This is a genomic window from Sphingorhabdus sp. (genome assembly GCF_044354325.1).
GTDB lineage: Bacteria > Pseudomonadota > Alphaproteobacteria > Sphingomonadales > Sphingomonadaceae > Sphingorhabdus_B.
Window position 1 is genome coordinate 1 of sequence record NZ_JBILAF010000002.1, and the last position, 18,754, is coordinate 18,754.

At 54.0% G+C, this 18,754-nt stretch carries 15 protein-coding genes and 1 tRNA gene; 9 read left to right on the forward strand and 7 right to left on the reverse strand.

Annotated features, from left to right (window positions below):
* The 6 genes from ACIQ0G_RS00290 to ACIQ0G_RS00315 form a co-directional block, all read right to left on the reverse strand.
* Window positions 1–1,274, reverse strand: a 1,274-nt coding sequence (locus ACIQ0G_RS00290) for a beta strand repeat-containing protein (protein ID WP_397576169.1), incomplete at its 3' end; no start/stop codon positions are given.
* Between the two features lie 173 nt (window positions 1,275–1,447).
* The gene (locus tag ACIQ0G_RS00295; RefSeq protein ID WP_397576170.1) at window positions 1,448–2,077 is read right to left on the reverse strand and encodes a hypothetical protein; all 630 of its coding nucleotides are present in this window, start codon (window positions 2,075–2,077) and stop codon (window positions 1,448–1,450) included.
* Window positions 2,078–2,230: 153 nt separating this feature from the next.
* Window positions 2,231–5,854: a beta strand repeat-containing protein gene (locus tag ACIQ0G_RS00300; RefSeq protein WP_397576171.1), complete on the reverse strand. Its 3,624-nt coding sequence runs from the start codon at window positions 5,852–5,854 to the stop codon at window positions 2,231–2,233.
* Window positions 5,855–5,883: 29 nt separating this feature from the next.
* Window positions 5,884–7,296: a CsgG/HfaB family protein gene (locus ACIQ0G_RS00305; protein ID WP_397576172.1), complete on the reverse strand. Its 1,413-nt coding sequence runs from the start codon at window positions 7,294–7,296 to the stop codon at window positions 5,884–5,886.
* A gap of 164 nt (window positions 7,297–7,460) precedes the next feature.
* The gene (locus tag ACIQ0G_RS00310; RefSeq protein ID WP_397576173.1) at window positions 7,461–8,015 is read right to left on the reverse strand and encodes a hypothetical protein; all 555 of its coding nucleotides are present in this window, start codon (window positions 8,013–8,015) and stop codon (window positions 7,461–7,463) included.
* A gap of 446 nt (window positions 8,016–8,461) precedes the next feature.
* Window positions 8,462–8,830, reverse strand: coding sequence for a surface-adhesin E family protein (locus tag ACIQ0G_RS00315; protein ID WP_397576174.1), 369 nt, complete (start codon window positions 8,828–8,830; stop codon window positions 8,462–8,464).
* Between the two features lie 227 nt (window positions 8,831–9,057).
* Between ACIQ0G_RS00315 and ACIQ0G_RS00320 the strand changes: the two genes are divergently transcribed.
* From ACIQ0G_RS00320 to ACIQ0G_RS00355, 8 genes are all read left to right on the forward strand, one after another.
* Window positions 9,058–9,636: an OmpA family protein gene (locus tag ACIQ0G_RS00320; RefSeq protein WP_397576175.1), complete on the forward strand. Its 579-nt coding sequence runs from the start codon at window positions 9,058–9,060 to the stop codon at window positions 9,634–9,636.
* Window positions 9,637–9,873: 237 nt separating this feature from the next.
* Window positions 9,874–10,584 carry a response regulator transcription factor gene (locus ACIQ0G_RS00325; RefSeq protein WP_397576176.1) on the forward strand — a complete coding sequence of 237 codons (711 nt, stop codon included), beginning with the start codon at window positions 9,874–9,876 and terminating at the stop codon, window positions 10,582–10,584.
* Window positions 10,585–12,021 (forward strand): hypothetical protein, encoded by a 1,437-nt coding sequence (locus ACIQ0G_RS00330; RefSeq protein WP_397576177.1) that lies wholly within the window; start codon window positions 10,585–10,587, stop codon window positions 12,019–12,021. It abuts the gene before it with no gap.
* A gap of 14 nt (window positions 12,022–12,035) precedes the next feature.
* Entirely contained in the window at window positions 12,036–13,451 is a 1,416-nt protein-coding gene (locus tag ACIQ0G_RS00335; RefSeq protein ID WP_397576178.1) for a sensor histidine kinase, read from the forward strand.
* Window positions 13,452–13,640: 189 nt separating this feature from the next.
* A complete protein-coding gene (locus tag ACIQ0G_RS00340; protein WP_397576179.1) occupies window positions 13,641–15,056 on the forward strand; it encodes a sensor histidine kinase in 1,416 nt (471 codons plus the stop codon).
* A gap of 362 nt (window positions 15,057–15,418) precedes the next feature.
* On the forward strand, window positions 15,419–15,664 hold the full coding sequence (locus ACIQ0G_RS00345) for a DUF3489 domain-containing protein (protein ID WP_397576180.1): 246 nt from the start codon (window positions 15,419–15,421) through the stop codon (window positions 15,662–15,664).
* A 10-nt stretch (window positions 15,665–15,674) separates the two neighbouring features.
* Window positions 15,675–16,124, forward strand: coding sequence for a DUF2924 domain-containing protein (locus ACIQ0G_RS00350; RefSeq protein WP_397576181.1), 450 nt, complete (start codon window positions 15,675–15,677; stop codon window positions 16,122–16,124).
* Window positions 16,121–17,734 carry a recombinase family protein gene (locus tag ACIQ0G_RS00355; RefSeq protein ID WP_397576182.1) on the forward strand — a complete coding sequence of 538 codons (1,614 nt, stop codon included), beginning with the start codon at window positions 16,121–16,123 and terminating at the stop codon, window positions 17,732–17,734. The genes ACIQ0G_RS00350 and ACIQ0G_RS00355 overlap by 4 nt, the downstream gene beginning before the upstream one ends.
* A 557-nt stretch (window positions 17,735–18,291) precedes the next feature.
* Here the strand turns inward: ACIQ0G_RS00355 and ACIQ0G_RS00360 are convergent.
* Window positions 18,292–18,366, reverse strand: a tRNA-Thr gene (locus ACIQ0G_RS00360).
* Window positions 18,367–18,464: 98 nt separating this feature from the next.
* Here ACIQ0G_RS00360 and ACIQ0G_RS00365 point away from each other — a divergent pair.
* Complete coding sequence (locus tag ACIQ0G_RS00365) at window positions 18,465–18,608, forward strand: hypothetical protein (protein ID WP_397576183.1); 144 nt, start codon at window positions 18,465–18,467, stop codon at window positions 18,606–18,608.
* Window positions 18,609–18,754 lie beyond the last annotated feature (146 nt).

An 18,754-nucleotide genomic window follows, 5' to 3' on the forward strand; every position in this document is an offset into this window, starting at 1 on the left:
GCAACCGAATTGGCCAGATTCAGGGTACCTGCGCTCGTTTCCAGCGTTGTGCCGTCGGCCATCGCCAGCGACGATGACGCGCCTGTGCCCAGCGCCGTGTTGCTGCCGACCTTGATCGTGCCGGCAGTAAGTGTGGTGCCGCCGGTGTAGGTGTTGGCGCCGCTCAGCAACAGCGTGCCGCTGTCGATCTTGGTCAGCGTGCCGCTACCGCTCACCACACCGCTAAGGGTCAGCGTGTTGCCATTGGTGTCGACCGTGCTGGTGCCGGTGATGGCAACCGCCCTGACCAGCGTCAGGCCCGCTGCGCCCGATTCCAGCGTTGTGCCCGTCGCCATCGTCAGCGCGCCGCTGCCCAGCGCCGTGTTGGTGCCAACCAAGATCGTGCCGCCACTGAGGGTGGTGCCGCCGGTGTAGCTGTTGGCGCCGGTCAGCGACAGCGTGTTGGCGCCGGTTTTGGTCAGAGCGCCACCGCTCACCACGCCGCCGAGCGTAAAGCTACCCCCGGCTGTGTCGGCATTGATCGCTTCAAAATTGCTCACTGCGCCCGACAAGCCGGAATTGATGTTCAGCGTATCATTAGAGCCTGCGCCGCCACTCAGCGATGTTACCCCCGCCAAAGTTACACCCGAGGCGATGTTGAGCGTGTCGCTGCCATCCCCTAGCGCGATACTGCCCGTAACTCCTGCGCCCGCATTGAGCGTCACAACTGCATTGCCGACACCGTCCGAAATCGCCGCCCCAGAGGTTGCGCTGACACTCGATCCCGACAGCAGGTCGATCGCCACTGCGCCACCCGCATTGGACTCGGTTGCAATGCCCGCGCCAGTGCCGCCCGATACTATACCGGAGACCGTCACCGACAGCGCGCCGCCCGAGTTGTTTGCCGAGACGCCAGTAGTGGCGCCCTTGATTGTCGAGCTATTTGAATCGGAAAATGTTATACCATTTGTTCCGGTGAGCACGAGCCCGCCCCCGGTTGTTGTCTCAACCTTGTAGTTGGGGTCTGTGGTGACCACCAAAGGCGCGCCCGTCGCAGTCTGGGTCGTTGTGTTATTTGTGCCCGTGAGCGCCACCGTTTGCGCCGAGGCCATGGGTGCTAACAGCAGTCCGCTGCCCAGCGCCATCGATACCGCAAACGCCGACAACGAAATGCCCGCCGATAGCGCGCCGATATGCGGCGACATGCTGACAACCCGACCCTTCCACTTGGTCATCCGCCCGCCGCGCAGAAGCAAACCGCCGGCAGCATGGGTCGAGTCATCAGATGTTTTCATAATTGTCATTATTTGACAGACCAATGCATTTTGCTCGGAAGAGTGGTTAAGTGGGTAGTCATAAATTCCAAATTCATCTTGGGTCGGCTGTAAAAGGCGTCTTGGAAATATATGTCATGAAGTCCGGCGTCATTTCGGCGCTTGGGGCGCGAAAGACCCTTGTCCGCTAAAGCTTAATCGCGGCGAAATCTTCCGTAGCCGCCATTGCCAGTGTAACCGCGATAGCCAACAGTGGCCGGATAGCCGCGATAGCCGCCGGCATAGCCCCAGCCGCGATAGGCGGGTACGACTACGACGATTGGCGCGACAACCACACCATATCCCCAGCCGCGATAGGCGGGCAGGCCATAGACGGCGCGTTGTCCCCAACCGCCATAGCCAGGAATACCGCGCGCCGCATAACCACGACCGTCATAGCCACGGTTATGGCCATATCCCCGGCCGCTATGGCCGCGACCGTCATAGCCAGGATTATACCGGGCGCCACGTCCCTCGTAACCGCGACCATCATAACCACGGTTGTAACCATGACCTCGGCCGTCATGACCCTGATCGTTGCCATAGCCACGTCCGTTGCCGCCGCCATTATGTCCGCCATCCCCACGATTATCGTGAGAACCCCGATCGTTGCGTTGGCCGCTCGATGAGCCACCGTGGCGTGAACCACCGCTGTTTACTTGCTGATTGCCCTGCTGCTGGCCTTGATGGGCAGTCATTGGACTGTCGGCTGCCGCCGGACTTGTGGTGAGAACGCCTGAAACCAGGGTTGCTAATGTCAGCAGATATTTTGACTTGTTGAACATTTTAACCTCCTTCGAAGCAATGCCTATAATCTGTCGTTTTTACGAAAAGTGGTGGGGAGCCTCAGCCCCCCACCCAAGTCGTTTGTGGTTCATGCCAGGGGTTCTAGCAGGAACCGGGTGTTGACCGGGCGGTATCGCCGCCCGGCCAAGGGGTTAGTTGCCACCACCGATGGTGCTGACCGAGCTGTTGCCAATCGCCTGAGCACTTATGCTGTTGCCGCTGTTGCGGAACGCACTGCCCGAAGCTGGGCCAGTCGGGGTCATGGTGTAGCCCACGCCTGTTGCCGTTGCCGTGACGGCACCGCCGTTGACCTGATTGCTCGATATCGCGCTGGACGGGATACCCGCGCTCCATGTCGCCATGGTCAGGGTGTTGGTGGCAGCGTTACCAAAGGCGACGGCAGAAGTCGTATTGTTGCCGAGCGAGGCTGAGGAATTCAACGCCGATCCGGCACCCGCCGTCGCTGGCCCCGAAAGTCCAACTGCATAAACAACGGAGTTGGCGTTCGCAGCTACGCCACCAGTGTTAGTTTGCGCGTTCAAGACAACGGCCCCAGCGGAAGCTTCCGTGGTTCCCGCAAAGGTAGGGGCAGTCGCTATACCGGTGTAGGCCACGTTAACGTTATAGTTAAGCGCGTTCGAGGCCGAGTTGCCGCGTGCCAAAGCCGTGGTCGTATTGCCTTCGACGGCGACGCTGCTGCCGCTTGCTGCATAGGTAGAAGCCACAGCCGTGGTCAGTTCAAGTTTATACGAGCTGCTCGACGCCGTGGCGGTAACACCCGCAGAACTGATTTGCTCGTTACCAAGCGCGGCCGTTGCACCATTGTCCGTGGCCGAAACCGCAAGGCTGTTTGCCACGCGGTTGGATGACGCTTCCGCCGTGGTCGTGTTTCGTGACAAGGAAGCTGAACCATTCGAGATACCGGTAGTGGTTGTATCTGTCCGGTCCAAGTTATAGGCGGTGGTCATGGCCGTGCTGGTGAGCACGCCGCTCGCATCCTGGTTATTGTTCAGCGCATAATCCGCTGTTGTTACATTGGTGGTCACATTGACACTGGCAAGGCCAGTCGAACCATCAACCGCCAAGCCCGACACAGAAACAGTGTTGGCGGCATTGTTGATCGCCCCCAAGGATGTGTTGCTGTTGCCGTTCAGGGCGACCGACGAACCAGACGAAGCCGCATTGGCATAGAGCGACATTTCCGACGTGGCGCCGATCGCTGCGGTCAGGCCCGATTGGACATTGTTCAGTGCCGCCGTGGGATCATTGCCCGTGGCGCCTGCACCCACTGCCGTTAGCTCGACCTTGTTGGTCGCCGAGTTGCCCAAAGCTTCGCCAAATTGCGTGTTGTTTGATACGGCAATTTTGGAGTCCGTCACGGCCTTATCGAAAGCCACATCGACGCCGTAGGTCGCATAAACCTTGGTTGTAGAAGTGGCGGCGGCATTCAGTGTCTGGGAGTTCCCAAGGCTGAAATCGGCGTTGGTCACCTGAGTGCCGCTGGTCGAATCTGCCGTGGCCTTTGCGTCCGTGCCGTCACCCGTCAGCGTGGTAGCCGATGCAATTAGTGTGTTGGTGCCGACGTTGCTGATGGCGGAACCGCGCGCCATATTGCCGGTCACGGCAATGTTGCTGCTCGAAATCGTTTCGTTGAAATCAACAATAACGCCCGCATCTACGCCTACGGCTCCAGCAACCCCACCGGTGGTCGCACCGATAATTGACGAAACTTGCGCGTCACTGTTCTGGTTGTTGACGACAGCGCCATCACTGGTGAGCGTCGTAGCCGCAAGCGTGATGCTGTTGGTTGCCTTGTTGCTCGTGGCGAATGCATCTTGCATGTTACCTGTGGATTTCACGGATGACGATGACGTTGCACCCGCGATCTCAGTCCGAAGCGGGATTGGATCGTTGAGCTCAGCCTTGATCGTGCCATTGCCGCCATCTTGGCGGTTGACGACCGCAAAGGCGGCGTCGGCAGTAAGGTCGGTAGAGCCTGGCACGCCAGTGGCGTCGGCGGCTGTTGTCAACGTGGTAGCCGACGCGGTCAGGGCGTTGGTGGCCGAAGCACCATCCGCAAAGGCCTGGATCCGGTTGTTGGAGGTCGACACTGATGAACTGCTGAGCACGCCACCGACGCTGGTCAACATGGCAGTATCGCCGGCTGTTGACACTGTTTGAACGCGCGCCGCGATGTTAGCGCCGTCTGACAATTCTTGGATGTTGCCGATGACGGCTGCATTCGCAATTGCGGTGGGGGTGACCGTGGCGCCCTGCGAAAGTGTCCCGCCGACGGACAAAGTGGTATTATTTGCGGCCACAGCGCCCTGCGCCTGCGCGGTCATCGCGTTGCGATCGTTGTTGATCGAACTTCCGTTTGAAACCTCACCGGTAACGCTGACAGTGAAGCCAGCTGTTGCCGCAGCAGTCGCATTGGTGGTTGCCGTCACGCTACCCGCGATCAACTGGTCATTCAGCGTTGCATAAGCGCCGCCCACCGTTCCTTCGAGACCCGCCGTAATGGTTGCGGCCGCGGCGACATCCGGTGATTTAATGGTGATGGTCGTCCCCGCTGCCGCGAGTGTATTGGTGACCGTTCCGCCTGTCGCACGCGACTGCAGTGCATTGTCCGTCAGCGATGCTGATGACGCCGTCGTAGCGCCCAAGGACGCCGCCGTAATGCCGGCCTGGCCAGTGGTGGCTGCAGTAACGGTGCTTTCTGCGTCACTCGTCTGGGTGCTAACAATGGCCGCGCCGGTGCCAACCGTGGTGCCCGAAAGGGCCAATGCATTTCCTGCCGAGCTGCCGGTGGCAGTTGCAGCCTGCGTGTTGCTGTTAACATCAAGCGACGAACTGTTGGTCACGCCGGCAACGAGCGTCACCGAAGAGGCCGTGTTTGCGGCTGACACATCGGTGAAAGTGTTGGTCTGGCGGCTGCTCACAATTGCCTGACCGGTCGCGCCGGTATCGGTGCCAACTGTCTCAGCGGTGGCGCTGACCGTGCCCAACGTCAGCGTGGTGCCGGTGAGGGTCATGTTCTGCGTCAGGCTGTTGGCGGTGGCGACGGCGGCATCGGTGTTGCCGCTGACGGTCAGATCGCTGGTCGTTGTGGCACCTGCTTGCAGGTTGATGTCAGTGTCATTGACCGTCGCCGTAATCGAAATGTTGTTGATACTTGGCGCGGCGTCAGCGACCCCAGTGTTCTGCTGCATCGCGCCCAGAGTTGCTTTGGTTGAGTTGGTGGTGAAATCGGTGGTGCTCACCCCAGTGGAGGCCGTGTTGCCTGTTGCAGATGCACGGTTAGCTACGTTTGAAATGGTCAACGGCGAGCCCGAAGTCACGCCGGTTAAAATCTTCACCTCGGTACCATCCGTCGCAGATCCTGTCTGCGCGGTGGCCGAGGACAGGTTGTCCTGTTCGACCGAGATCCCCGAAGTTCTGACAGTGGCGGCCGCGCCGGTATCATTGAGCGACGGCGATGCCGTGTTGTTGATTGCGGTGGCTGCGGTGGTGCTGTCGGTGATCGACACGCTGCTGTTCGTCACAGCGACACCGTTGCCCGATGTGTTGTTGGCATCGTTCGCCGTTGCCGTCGTGTCCGAAGATGCAGACACCGATTGATCGACAACCACCAATGCATCCACCGTATTGGCCAAGGTCACGTCAGTGGCAGTGGTTCCTACAGATTGCGCGTGGGCTGTGACTGCAGTTGCGCCGAGGATGAGCGCACTCGCGCTTTGTAGAAGCTTAATCTTGTTTGATGTTGAATATGACATGGTCTTCTTCCTTTTGTTAACTAATGTAATCATTTGGTAATTTTAATACGCGCCAGCAGCTGGACACCCGGTCCATCCCGATAAATCGTCGTGTCCGTGGCGGTGGGCCGCCACGTCATCGACAGGGATGTCGCAGGGATGCCGCGGCTGGACAGCGCGGCGACGAGACTGGAGAGGCGCTGGTCAAGCAGCCGGCTCCGTTGTGCAGGATCAAGCTTTTCCGAATCGCGTGCGACCAGCACAAGGGACACAGGCCCCCGCGTCAGCGCGGTCGACAGTCGGTCCAACACGGACTGCGCCGGGATGGAGAGCTTGGCATCGTTAATGTCGAACGGGATCTGAATAATCTCGCCCGCTTGTTCCGCCTGACCATTGGTGTCAGAATTCAGAGACTTCTTCTCCGACGCCGCTGCCCGTGGCGCTTCGGTTTGCGGGCTTGTTGCGGTCGGTGCGGGCTTGGGTGTCGATACCCGTGCAGGCGCTGGTGCGCGTGCCGGGGCCATGACGGGTGCTGGGGTCGGCGCAGGCTGCGGTTCGGGTTGCGCTGGGACAGATGCTCGGGACATTGGCGCTGCAGGCAACATCGGCTGCTGCGGCGCTTCTGCCATCGGGCCGACGGGGGCGTTGCCGTCCATGGCCGCCTGCCCGTCGCGGGTCATTTGCGCGAAGATTTCCTCAGACGTTTGCGGCTGAACCTCTTGCGTCCGCAGCGCGAGGCAGGGCCCGGGGTCCACTGCCGTAACCCGCCCAATCAGGCGGATGGCAGCCTCTTCAATGGCTGCCCGGACGCCGAGCTGTAAGGGCTCTTGGCCCTTTGAACCAACGTTGATATCGACTAACCCCAGCCCGAAAAAACGGAACGTGTTCGCGCCGACTTCATAGCCGCTGAACTGCTTTGAAAGGCTGATCGCATCGACAACAAGCAGCGTGCGCGTATCCACAATACGCAGGTCAATGGCCACGCTTTGGGTGTATGTGCGGCCCTTGGCGCCAATATTGTTCAGAGACGCCTCCGCGCCGCGGGAGGCGATGTTGTAATTGACCTCGGAAATACCGCCGGCAATATAATAATCGGACACTTGAATGGTGCCGCCATAATAAGGCACCCACGGCACTTTTTTCCCGTCGACTTCGTGCTGCGCGCCATCGCCCAGCTGGCGGCGCTCCATATAACCCAGCTCGCGGTCCGCAATCGTGCTATCGTAGCGCTCCGCAATCCGGACCGTGCCGCCCAGCTTGCCTAACGCCGAAAAGAGCATGAGCGAGCCGCCCTGCGTAATCACGTTGCCTTCGTTAATCGAGTATCGGCCAGTAAAATCTTTGATTTCGCCAACACCGATCACTAACGGAGGGCGACCGCTGGCCGCCAGCGAACGTGCATAGCAGCCAAGCGCCGCCTCCATTGGCGTCACATTGTTGCGGACGGGGGTCCCTATCTGCATCGGCGCCTCACCTGGGGCGATCTGCTGTGTTTGAACGCCGATCGTCGAGAGACTGCATCCGGACAGCCAAAGCACCTGCGAAGCCAAAAGAATCGGGCGCGCGGAGCGGGGCCATTGTCGCAAATTCACCATGATGGGTTCCGGCAGACAATGCGCGTCACGATTTACTTGGAGACACCGGTGACGCTATCAAACGCGCACGCGTTTGAACCGTTTACGCTGGCGTCTTGGACGCCAAGATTGTCCTGCGCAGAATTTAGCACCTGCCTTGTGAGGTTATTCGATGCGGACGCGAGACTGTCCCCCATTACGTCGCTGGCGACGAGGCCCGAGTTTCTCTGCGCGTTGTTCAGCACAGTTTCAAAAGGCTGCTGCATTGCAGATGTGCTTGCGGAGCTCGAGTTGCCGGTCGCTGAGCCGGTTGCGCCCGAAGAATTCGGCGTATTCGCCGTGGTAGAGTTCGTTCCAGCGTTGCCCGAGGCATTTGCGGCGTTCGAACAATTGAAGTTGTTCTGATTGTCGATGAAGGAGTTGTACACCGGCGAGTTGTAAAAGCCCGACTGCTGCTTGCGCCTTAGGTCCTCAATGTACGCGCGGTTAGCGAGTTCCGCCGTAGTCTGAAACTGCCACGCCGTGTTCTCGTTCAATCCATTCGCGTGTGCAGCAGAGCTGCCCATCAAAACGGCCGCCATCACTGACAGGTGGATAACTTTAAGCATCGATTTCTATCCTGATTCGGTAGACTTATATCGCCTAGATAATCAGATTTAATCAGATGTCAAAAATATATTTTATTTATTAGTAAATCTATGTTGTTTTTGCATCATATATAGTCATATCAAGGATATATGTGTCGCAATTCCCGGCCAATTATCTCGTAAAACCGCCAATGGGTCGCGCTTCGGCAGTGCATTCAATTTTCCTAAAGAGTGGTATTTAGGCCGGGAGGCGGCGCGTGACGGGCGGCCGCATTATGGGGTGCCTTTTACCAATCAGGTTGCGCAGCCAATTGGCGGGAGCCCCTGCAGGCTGGGGGCGAGGTGCGCTCACTTTAGACTATAGAATAATAAGGTGTCGCCCTGCCGATGATGAATTTGGCCTCCGGCGCCGCCAAAATCCTCAACAAGTGCCGCGCGGCGGTTCTCGGATCGGGAGGAGCTGAAGGTTACATGCAAACGCTCTGCATTTCCCGCTCGACGTTGGTGCCCGCCTCAACGGAGCGCCAGACGCGGCTCGCCCTTTCGGCGGTCGTTCTGCCGGCCTTCGACACCCCCGAAACCTTCAGGTTTCTGGACATCCTTGTGTCACAACGCACTTCAGTTTGAGAGATAACCTCCGACAGAGACGCGTCCTTTAAGAAGACGATCTTGGCGGAATAAGCCACAAGGGACTTCGACTTTTGGATGCTGTTATGGTCGACATAGAGCAGGACATCGTCACTCCAATTAACAATCCGCCAGTCAGCCTGTGGGGCGCGGCTAGATGCGAGAGAAGTCGATGGCAGACACGCCAGGAAAATCAGGAACGTACGCATTTTTTCAATTCCTTGACTACAACTGAAGTTAATGAACAGGCTGAGTGACCGCAGACGGGGGCTGCGCGTTTGGCCCGCTCATCATCAGGCTGTTATGCGTTTTCCCATTATTCAAGCTCATGCCCCCCAGTCAATAACAATTTATTGCTGATATTCAACAGATATGGTTAATATCTGTTTGACTCGAGTTATCCGATTCATTAAGCTAATTTCAAATGGAGGTCCATATGAAGAAAATTCTCGCGATTGCGACGATATGCTTGCTTACCAACGCCTGCGCCACGGACCGTCAGGTAGCGCAAAACATTTCCGCGCTTGAGCAAAGACGCTTGGCCGTTGAAATTGCATTGGCGGAGCGCGTAACGAAGGTCGAGGGCGTTGCTGAGGTTGCCTTGAGCACGGCTCAAGCCGCTGAAAAAACCGCTCAAACTGCGCAAAAAACCGCCGAAGGTAAGTTCCTTTACGAAACAGTCCTAACGGATACTGTCCTCTTTGCTTCAGGCTCGGTAATCTTGGATGATGCCGCCAAGCAGCGGATTACCGAACTTGCGAGCAGCTTGAAGGGCAGCAACCGCAACCTTTTTATCGAAATTGAGGGGCACACAGATGCTGTCGGCTCGGCCGAACGAAATGACGTTGTAGGTCTGCGCCGTGCGGAGAGCGTACGCAGCTTTTTTACCGAACAAGGCGTCGCACTTAACCGTATGTCGACCATTTCGCGCGGCGAGAGGTCGCCAATAGGCTCATATCTGACCGCCGCAGGCCGGGCAGCTAATCGCCGCGTTGTGGTGACGATCAAAAGGTGACCTTCGTCCACGGTCCGTTAAAATGTTATGCTGTTCGATTTCGAAGCTTTGAGGGCGCGCTGATTACGAGGCCGCCTACTGTCTTTTTATAGCCTAACCTTATTGCACTGGACACCCGCCTATGACTATGCCATCCATAATCGGTACTGCTCACGTTGTGGGCTCCCTCATTTTAGAACTGACCACCCTCCCGAGGGGGATCGGCGGAAATTTTAAAATCACTGGAGCCAGCAATTCATGATTTCGAATGACCCCAAAAACATTTGCATTGTCGATGACGATGCCGACTTTGTTGAGTTTCTTGGTCAGTATCTTGGCGTTCGCGGGCTTTTGTCTGCCGGCTTTGCGAATGCGGAAGCTTTGCTGAAGTCTGATAAGTTATCGTCATTTGACTTCTACATTCTGGACTTGGGACTTCCCGGGATCGACGGCATTGACCTCATCACCTTAATCAGAGGCCAAACATCTGCTGGCATTCTGGTGATCAGCGGCCGCATGGGCGCAGACGCATTTAACTCCGCACTCACCGCCGGCGCAGACATGTTCATAAACAAGCCCGTTCGCTTTGATCAGGTGTATAACGCAATCGCCTCTGTTTGCCGCCGCACATCGCTTAAATCGACGGCCAGTTCGCCATGGCAACTCGATGGCCGCCGTTCACAATTTATCTCGCCCAGCGGGTCAGTCGTTGATTTGACACCAGTGGAATTAAAGATTTTAAGCAGCCTATGCGATGACATTAACAAGCCAATGTCACGGCAGGCACTGGCTGACGCCGCCGGAATTATTCAGAACATAGATGACCGGAATTTGGATTCAGCTATCTTTCGACTGCGACGGAAAATTGAAAAAGACACCAACCAGCCGTCACCCCTGAAAACCGTTCACGGGCTTGGCTATCAAATCAGTGAACCGGTTAAGGTGGTTGATAACCGAAACAGGGGCTAAGTGGACTACGGCACAAACTTAAATTCGATGGTATACGCTTATGCGGGCCAGCTAATCGCCTTCACCATATGCCAGTTACTGTTGCTGCGATCAGACAATCGAACACAGGTGATTTTGTGGATATGCGCAAGCATTGTATCTGCGATATCGCTGCTGAGCGCGCCGCACGTTTTGACTATTTTTACCAGTCAAGACCTTCAAATTTGGGCGGCCTTTTTGTCATTGCTTGGCGGTGCCATTCGATACGGGGCACTTGGCCGTCAGCCGGGGAGATTCGTCCGGGACCGTTGGGCTAATATTTGGTTCCTGGTGGCAATCGCTGGAACGCCACTGGCTTTTCTCGACATTCTTTTGGATTATAGAGGGTTAATTACCTCAGTCGTCGGTATGTCAATCTCGCTCGCCTGCCTCCTGGTCGCAAAGCGAAATAGATATTGGGTAAGTCACGATCAATTAGGGCTGAAACTGGTGGTCATCGGGATGGCCGTCTCCGCTATGTTATTGGCTCTTCGTATATTGACCGTTTATCCCTTTAGTTTGGAAAAGGAGTTTGTTGGCACCTCGGCGATATCCATGCTGGCTTTGGGCGCACTTGTAGGCATTTCTTTTTTTCTGCAAATAGGCTTTACGGGTATGCTCGTCGCCCGGCAGGCCAAGGTGGCAAAGTTCGCGGCGCGTCGGAAGGTTCGGGCCTGGCAACGGTCGGCATATCTTACGGATCAAGCCCATAAGCTGCGTAATGTCGCCGAGCAGAGACTGGATTTCATTCAACTTTTGACGCATGAGGTCCGCCAACCCATTAACAATGCGCAGGCATCTCTTCAGTCCATCTCGACCGCATTAGATGCTACGTCGGCGTCATCGAAGGATGCCGAGCATGCCCTGGGCCGCGCGATCTCCTCGCTTGATGATATCACGCTGCCTTTGTCTAATATAATTCTCATAGGTACATTAACCGCAGACAATCAGAAATGGGACCTAAAACCGGTCGATGCGTTCGAGGTTTTGGAGATGGCGCGGTTGGATTGTAGCTTTGCAAACCGAAAACGCATTTTTCTAACACAGCCCGAACATAGTGTTTTTATCGAATGCGTGCCGATTTTTCTGCGTATCGCCCTGCACAACCTGTTTGACTATGCGCTTTTATGGTCGGAAATTAACAGCGACATCAATGTATCAATAGAAGTTGATGAAGTCCATCTCGGCGTTTCATTCTCAATTATTTACAAACAAATAAAGCAAAAAGGGTTTAGTTCGATTTCAATTGATGAGATCAATTTCAACGACTTGGTTCCATCGCAGGAGCAAAATTTAGGGATATTTGTCGCAAAAAAAGTTTCTAAATATCATGGTGGACTTTTATCCTTTGAAGATTTTAATAATTTAAATATAGAATTTAAATTATTTATACCATCAATTTTAGTTACATATTTATAATATGGTATATTTTAATGTTAAATGATAATTTAATATTAAATTTAAGTATGCTTTATACTGCATCCTTAACAGCATTTTCATTATTTATTTTTCTGTCTATTAGAAAATCAAATTTATATCAATCCACATTGTGGATAATTTCTAATTTCATGTCAGCATTTTCGATGCTTATACCATCTGTTTTTGTAGAAACGGCGCACTCGGTAACCTATAGTCTGATCAGTTACGTAGTTAGCGGCACATCCATTACTCTACCTTATTTTGCCCTAGCGGGGCGCCAATGGAGAATGTTACGTTTCTACAAAGCGCACATGGTCCTTGTGGCGGCTTTTTTGATAATGCTGACGATTACCGCGCTTCCCTATGGATGGTTGCCTGCCGTGTTGGGGTATTCATGTGGTGCCGCGATTGTTTTCGCCACCGCATGGGTGTGTCACAAGAACCGCGCTTGGAGAGGTTTTCGGGGCCAAAGTATATTGATTTTTGGTTTAATCGCATGTGCTTTGCTATTCCTATGGCGTGCCTGGATCGTGTTTGACGCAAGAAATGGCATCGGCTTTGATATTGACCCTGCTAATACGATATTAGGCCTTGAGATATTAATCTGCATATCGTTTTGCATACAGATTGGGTTTCTTCATCTGATCGTCGGGCGGGACATCCGATTCAATCTCTTCGAAGCACGTCGCGCGGCAAGATTGTTTGAAGATAATAGGCGAATGTCGGCAGAACAAAATCGCTTGTCCGACTTGGCGGATGAACGCCTCTTCACATTGGACCTTTTAACCCTTGAGGTTCGGCAGCCCATAAACAACGCGCGCGCTGCGCTTGAAGCACTGGATCATGCTATTGGGCTTGAGAATCCGAAGACCGCAAAACCCAAACTGGCTATTGCCCGCGCGCAGGGGGTGCTCGATTCCGTTACTTTGGCTATTTCGAACGCAATTTTTGCGGCATCATTTTTGGAACAAAACACCAAGATTACGCGACGACTGGTCGATGCACACGACGTCGCTGAGCTCGCAAAAACGGATTGCCCGATTGATCTAAGTCCGCGGATTGAAGTGAACTTTGACGATAACGCCGTTTATGTCGATATGGACCCCGTTCTGGTCCGCCTTGCCCTGCGAAACCTGCTGGACAACGCCTTGAAATATTCGCCGCCACAGAGCCCGATCCAGTTTCGCATTCTTCAGCGTGAAGATTTATTGGGCACGTCCTTCACTGTAACAAGCCAACTCACTAGGCTCGATTTGCTGGACGAAGCTATTTTCACGCGTCGTGGGCGTGGTGCCGGTGCCCAAGGCAGTGGGGGAGGGCTCGGCTTGTATCTCGTAAAAAAAGTCGCAGCAGCGCATGGCGGCTCGGTATCGTATTTCATTCACGATGACGCGAAGGTTACCTTTGATCTTTTTATTCCAGACGAATAGCGCGGTCCATGAATGCTGCTCGGCTTATTTCATCGGGCAGCTTCTGGGCCGAGGGCGGACTGTCTGGATGCGACCCAATGGCAGCCATCAGTCCCCAATGTTCCGACACCTGCATGCTTGTTTTTCAATTGGCGTCGGTTACAAACTACGCGCAGCTGCTGAAGCTATGCTTGGAGATAATGGTTCAAGATGACATCAGAAACCCCTATCATAACTCTGGCGCTGATGTTTCAGTACCTCCTTGTCGCGGAGTTTGTAATTTTCTCGATTTGTCTTGTTATTATACGAATAAAAACACGCGCAGTGTATATTTGGTTAATTTCTAATCTTATAGCGATTTTAGCTAGCCTGCTAACAGCTCAGTATATCAGTTCTAGTTGGAAAATTGACAACTCGGCAGCTGCCGCATTAATGATCCTATCTTCAGCACTCAAAGCATTGAGCTTTGCAGACCGAGGTTTCATTCGAAAATCCAACCGAATTCCAATCATTTTAATAATTATTAGCTTTATTATGGCGGTATTAATTTTTGTTTTGGGAGAAACAGTTTTTCGTCTATTTCTTCTATCAACTGCCGGTATTTTGATATGTTTATCAGCAATATTTTTCTTGATATATAACAAACATTGGATTGGTTTTCCTTCCTTAAAATATTGTGTTGCAACATTGGTGCTGTCTGCTCTGGCTTGTATTTATATCTTGCTGGTCTCTTACCCAATCGGGACCACAACAAGATTTATTACAAATGACAGTAGCATCACATATCAAGCCATTTTTCTGCCCGTACTTTTCTTTTTCTTTCACATGGCTTTTATCGGGCTTCTCATCGGCAGGCAGGCACGCGAAAATAATTTCAAATTGCGCAAGTCCGTTCGCATTCAGCAAGCGGTTAGCCAAGCTAAGATCAAGGAGAAAGCGAGCGCTGCGCTTGCAGAAGAGCGGTATCAACTGCTGAACATGCTAACCCATGAGGTCCGCCAGCCGCTCAATACAGCACAGGCGACCTTGGACACCATCAGTCAGCAATTACGCCGAGGACAGACAAAGCCGGAGAACATTCAGCAAACCGTGCTGAAGGCACAGTCCACGATCAATGCAATTGTGCTCTCCATCTCCAACTCAATTTTAGGCGCAACGTTGATAACGCAAGGCCGACCATCGCAACTTCATTCGATTGATTTGTGCGATGTGTGCCAACTTGCTTTATTCGACTTAGATCCGTCGCAACGCGCTCGCATTCAACAAAAGTTTGAACAGCCGGTAATCTACGCCGATGCCGACCCGATTATTTTGCGCCTGGCCATCCGCAATTTGCTTGAAAATGCACTCAAATATTCTCCTTCTGACACACCGATCTTGTTCGAAATCGTGACCGATGAGAAAAAGCTGGCATTGGTCATTCGTGTGACAAATACGCTCAACGATCCATCAACGCTGAGCGCCGACATATTTGAACGGAACAAGCGGGGCGTTGGCAGCCTGCACGAAGGGTCTGGCTTAGGTTTATATATCGTTAGAGAAGTCGCTGAATTGCATAAAGGCGAGGCTTCTTATCATTTGGTAAGCGGCCATCGGGTGGCATTCGAACTGAGTATACCGGCCTAATAGCAGCTTGTATCTCACGGGGCGTGGTGAGGTATCCAGGCATCAATCTGGTCAACTGAATGGCTGCTATTAGCCTCTATCTCCCGAAATCTGCCGAGCAGCTGCCCACCCACTTTCGATCATAGGGTATTTTCTAAAATTTCGTCTAGTTTTTTGAGTGCCGCAATGACGACCCTAAGTGCTCAACTAATCTAAATTTCTGCCTATCGCGCGCACTATCCATTCGACTTCTGCACGCAGTCGAGCATTGCTGTTCATATTCAAGCGCCCCGACATAAGGCGGCGATAGACCCGGCTAGGCATTTAGCTGGGCTTTGGGTGGTGGGGCAGCATGATGCTGCATCGATTAAGGAGAACCACCCATGACAAAGACCAAAAAGCTCCAGGTTAGCGAAACAATCATAGTCCCCTCAAAGCCTCAACAGATCTTGGATCTGCTGACCCGGGATTGCGGTGCCACGCTCGCACAACTCGCGACACTTGCAAACTGGCTGCCCCACTCCACACGGGCATATCTGACCGGCCTGAGGAAGAAGGGGCACGTTATCGATAGCGATAAGGTGGATGGCGTTCGCCGCTACCGCATAACATCGTCGCCCGAGGCGTAAGGCGGTGGTCATGACAAACAGTCTCGGTTGTGAACTGGGTCGCCTCTCCACCATGAAGCCTGCCGAACTGCGTTCTCGATGGCGCGAGGTCTATCGGAACGTGGCACCGGACATCGGACCCGATCTGCTGCGGCGCGGCATCGCCTATCGGTTGCAGGAACGCGGGCAGGGAACCCTGACCAGTTCCACACGTCGTAACATTGAACGCCAGATAAAGAGGCTGGGCAAGGATGATGGAGAAGCGATGATTGCGCCTTCCCTAAAGCCTGGAACCCGTCTGGTGCGCTCGTGGCGTGGAAAAATGCATCAGGTACTTGTTCTTGATGAAGGGTTTGAGTTCGACGGCAGGAGATATGCATCGCTCACCCAGATCGCAGGCGACATCACCGGCACACATTGGTCAGGGCCTCGGTTCTTTGGCCTAGTCACCAGGCGACGGAGAAGGGCAGTAGGGCCATGATATCACCTAACTGCAAGCGTTGTGCCATCTACACGCGCAAATCGACCGAGGAGGGGCTTGAGATGGACTTCAACAGCCTGGATGCGCAGCGCGAAGCATGTGCGGCTTATATATTGAGCCAGGCAGGCGAGGGATGGGAACAAGCTGGCGAGCTATACGATGACGGCGGTTGGTCAGGAGGTTCCATGATCCGTCCTGCACTTAAGCAACTGCTCGACGACATACAGGCAGGCAAGGTCGATATTGTCGTGGTCTATAAGGTTGACCGGCTGACCCGGTCACTTGCGGACTTTGCCAAGATCGTCGAGATCCTTGATGCAAAAGGCGCGTCGTTCGTGAGCGTTACACAGGCGTTCAACACCACGAACAGCATGGGTCGTTTGACGCTCAATGTATTGCTATCGTTCGCGCAGTTCGAACGCGAGGTCACAGGCGAACGTATCCGTGACAAGATAGCTGCATCCAAGCGTAAAGGCATGTGGATGGGAGGTACGGTCCCCCATGGCTATCGTGTGGAAGCACGCAAGTTACTTATCGAGCCTGAGGAAGCAGAAGACGTTCGTTATATCTTTAACCGCTATCTTGAGCTCAAATCCGTTCCGGCACTGGTAGATGACCTCGCACGACGCGGCATGCGCACCCGCACGCGCCATCGCAAGGCGGGTGGTACCATCGGCAATGTCTGCTTTGGAAAAGGACCACTGGGGTTCCTGCTCAAGAACCCCGTGTTCATAGGCAAGATCAAACATAAGGATGCCGTTTATGACGGTGAGCATGATCCGATAATCGATCACGACACCTTTGAACGCGTCCAGGCTACGCTTGCGGGTAACACTCGAGATAAGCTGATATCGAAGCATGCAAAGTCGCCAAGTCTTTTGGCAGGCCTTGTCACTGATCCGGATGGCAGGCCAATGTCGCCGTCACGCGGAAAGAAGGGATCGAAGCAATATTGCTATTATGTCACTCGGTCCAAAGTAGGCGAAGACCGCTCAACTATCTGCAGACTGCCAGCTGGCCCTCTCGATCAGATTGTCATAAAAACCTTGAAGACATATCTCAAAAAGCCCGCTGAACCCGATGCATCAACATGCAAGGTTGAATGGCAGGCCAATTGCCAAACCGAAGCTGCGTTAGCTGACAGCCTTGATCATATTACAACTAGCGAGTTGCGTGCGATATTGATTGACCGTCTTGTGAAGGTGAATGTTGCCGCCGACCGGATCGACGTTGTGATTGGGGATGAAGATGCAGTTACTATAACGACGCCTGCACAAATGGTTCGCCGAGGAAATGAGGTTCGGATTGTCCTGTCGCCTGATGGCGAATCCGCCAATGACAAAAATGCTGATGCTGCCCTCGTTCGCCTCGTGGTTCAGGGTTTTGCAGCAAGAGAGCATCTCCTAACCGGCGAAGAAATTCCAGCAGTATCACGTTATGAAAAGCGGCACTTGCATCGGCTTGCGAGGATGTCTTGGCTAGCACCGGACATCATAACCGCCATTCTGGATGGTCGGCAGCCGGCTCAACTGACTGCCCGGCACCTGATGCGCTGTGCAGATATCCCTATGGAATGGCAGCAGCAGCGGCACTTCCTCGGGTTTAGCTAGCACCGGCCAAAACAAAAGTGGTGCCACGAAATAGGGCCCCGGAGATATCCGGGGCTTTTTTGCGAGATCGCGCCACCACAAGGTGTCTCTCGCAGCAGATCTGCAAAATTAATGATCGCAAGTAACGGAAGTTAGGCGACAATTTCTGCTCTAAGCCAGAAGTCTGAAATCGCTGAAGATATTGGGGACTTCCTGGTGCCCATCAAAGGAACTGAGATGGCGACCTCATTTGTTGCAAGTCTATGATTCAATGCAATTAAACAATTTTTGGTAGTTTTTGAATTCTATTCAAAGCAAGGCTGACGTCCTTTAGCGGGCTGGAAATGAGACAACACAGTGTGCTTCCCGTCCCTGCCTTTAGGTTTATCCTGAAACCACTTTGGTGCCACGTTTTTAGGCCTCAGAGATAACCAACCAGAAAAAACTCAAATTGTCATAGGGACAGCGTCTCTGGGCTCCCTAATGTTGAAATTTTTACTGGTAACTCGCGGAATTTGCGCGACAAAACTAGCGTCTTTATATGGACCTAAGTATATGATATTAAAGGGAAAAATACCTGGTGCTGCTGGGGAGGATTGAACTCCCGACCTCGTCATTACCAATGACGCGCTCTACCACTGAGCTACAGCAGCATACACCGAAGGTGCGGCCCTATGCGAAGGGACGGGGCGGTTGTCAAGCGGCTTGCGCCTTTGCGGGCGATTTGGCATCGGGTGCGCGGGCAGGCAAAATGGATCGGAGAACGCAATTGGCAAAAGATGCGCAAGACAAAGAGCGGATTAAGGCCGAACGGTTGCGCGAGGCCCTGCGTGCCAATCTCCGCCGCCGCAAAGCGAAGCCGCAAAGTGCAGAACCGGATGCACCGAAGGATTAGCAGCCGAACGGCCCGTCGGGGACTATGGCAGCGGTGAAGGGGGCTTTCAGGAAAGAACGCCCGTTTTTCATCGGCGGAGCTCTTGGGTTGGGCTACGACAGTGCAGACGTTTGGTAAAATGCGATTGGACGGAATCGTCATCATCC